Origin of the sequence: Brachyspira sp. SAP_772 (genome assembly GCF_009755885.1) — a bacterium.
In the GTDB taxonomy this organism is placed as follows: domain Bacteria; phylum Spirochaetota; class Brachyspiria; order Brachyspirales; family Brachyspiraceae; genus Brachyspira.
On sequence record NZ_VYIX01000292.1, the window covers coordinates 1 to 593 of the forward strand.

Annotated in this window: 1 protein-coding gene; it reads right to left on the minus strand. The window is 35.1% G+C overall.

The features are described 5' to 3' along the window. The coding region (locus tag GQX97_RS14100; RefSeq protein WP_157152353.1) for an amidohydrolase family protein at positions 1-593 on the minus strand (593 nt) is incomplete at both ends.

Sequence of the window (593 nt, forward strand, 5' to 3'; positions counted from 1 at the left end):
CAGCCTTATATCCTGAAGCAACCAAACCTATATTTTTAAGTCTGTAACATTCTGCCGCATTAATAGTAGCCATAGCAATTGCATTAAATACATCAAGTCCATGCTCAACTGCTATTTTTAAATTATGAGATATATGTCCATTTTCTATAATATGGTCTAAATGCTTATCATCGGTACACATTGCACATCTTCTAGCATTGCTTTGATTAACTCCCTGTAATAGTGAAGCTAAATTCTGTGCWGCTGAACCTTGTCTTAAAAGCACATACATTCCATTAGCWATTCTYGCCTTCAAATCTTTWGCAGATACGCATTCGTGGTCAGTATAAATACCAGCAGCCCTATAAGCATTTAAAGTTTTTCCTCCAAGCATAACTCCATGCCCGTCTATAATCTTATCAGCATTAATAGCAGCAACTAATTTTTTAAGCACATCTTTATCAAGAGATAATACACCCGGAGCATTCATCATCTCAGCAAGACCAAATATATCTTCATCATTTATAAACTCTTCTATTATTTTAGAATCAAGTACAGCTCCAGAATCTTCAAAACCAACAGCAGGCACACATGAAGAAAGCATAAACTTACAT